The organism is Burkholderia sp. Ac-20379 (genome assembly GCF_017104645.1).
GTDB lineage: Bacteria > Pseudomonadota > Gammaproteobacteria > Burkholderiales > Burkholderiaceae > Burkholderia.
Window position 1 is genome coordinate 1 of the sequence record NZ_JAAGPF010000680.1, and the last position, 1,300, is coordinate 1,300.

At 70.8% G+C, this 1,300-nt stretch carries 1 protein-coding gene and 1 pseudogene; both read right to left on the reverse strand.

Annotated features, from left to right (window positions below; genetic code table 11):
- Window positions 1-77: 77 nt before the first annotated feature.
- Entirely contained in the window at window positions 78-917 is an 840-nt protein-coding gene (locus tag G3N92_RS33890; protein ID WP_206131849.1) for a class II aldolase/adducin family protein, read from the reverse strand.
- Window positions 918-1,027: 110 nt separating this feature from the next.
- Window positions 1,028-1,300 (reverse strand): annotated as a pseudogene (locus G3N92_RS33895) (LLM class flavin-dependent oxidoreductase); the annotation flags it as partial.

Consider the following 1,300-nt stretch of genomic DNA (forward strand, 5'->3'; position numbering starts at 1 on the left):
TGGCCGATACGTTGCCGGCCCGGTATGAATCGGGATGCGAATCGCGATGCGAACGCGGCGCGGGCCGCGCGCGAATCTCAGTCGAGCAGGTCCGGCTCGGCCTCGACGAGGCCCACATACAGGCTCTCGAACGATTGCAGCGCGCCGTCGGGCTTGCCGATCTGGCCGTGCGTGTGGCGCGCGGTGGCCGCGTCGATCGGCTGCGGCGTGCCGGCCGCCTCGGCCAGCAGTGCGGTGTGCGCGACGTTGTCGAGCGCGATGTACCACCAGGCCGCCGCCTCGACGGTCGGGCCGCCGGTCAGGATGCCGTGATTCTTCAGGATCACGCCCTTGTGCACGCCGCCGTCCGGCTTCGCGAGCGCCTGGGCGATGCGGTCGCCCTCGCTGGTGTCGACCACCATGCCGGTGAAATCGTCGAACAGCGCGTGATCCTCGTAGAACACGCAGGCGTCCTGCGTCAGCGGTTCGAGCGGGCGGCCGAGCGTGGACCACGCCTTGCCGTAGGTGGAGTGCGTGTGCGCGGCGGCCACCAGTTCCGGGTGCGCCTCGTGGATCGCCGCATGGATCGCGAACGCGGCCTTGTTGAGCGGGCGATCGCCGATCACCGTTTCGCCGCGGCCGTTCACGAGCAGCAGGTCCGACACCTTGATGCGCGAGAAATGCACGCCGAGCGGGTTGACCCAGAAGTGATCGTGCAGCTCGGGATCGCGCGCGGTGATGTGTCCGGCCAGCCCCTGCGCGAAACCGAAGCGTGCGAACAGACGGAATGCGCCGGCCAGCCGCTCCTGGCGATGGCGGCGTTCGGCGGCCACGCCCACGCGCTGCGCGGGCGGGTCGAACCAGAATTTCTGCTGCGGCTGCGATTTGAGCGCGAGGCCGGACGGCGTGCGGGACTGCAGGGGCAGGACGGTGGACATGGTCGGTCTTCGTGTGGGGCGGCCGCCGCGCGCGAAGGCGGTGCGGCGGCCGGCGTTGCGAGGATGGGGCGTGCGATGCGGCGTTCGATACGGCGGATACCGCGCCGGGCTCAGGCCGCGGCGCGGCGCTGCTGGCGTTCGGCGATCAGCGCGCGCGTGCGCGGAATCAGCTCGCGGCCGTAATCGATGGCGTCGTCGAGCGGATCGAAGCCGCGAATCAGGAACGTCGTGACGCCGATGTCGTAGTAATCGGCCAGCGCGTCGGCCACCTGCTCGGGCGTGCCGACCAGCGCGGTGGAGTTCGAGCGGCCGCCGCTCAGTTGCGCGATTTCGGTCCAGAGCCGCTTGTCGACGCGCGGGCCGCGTTCGGCCGCGGCCAGCAG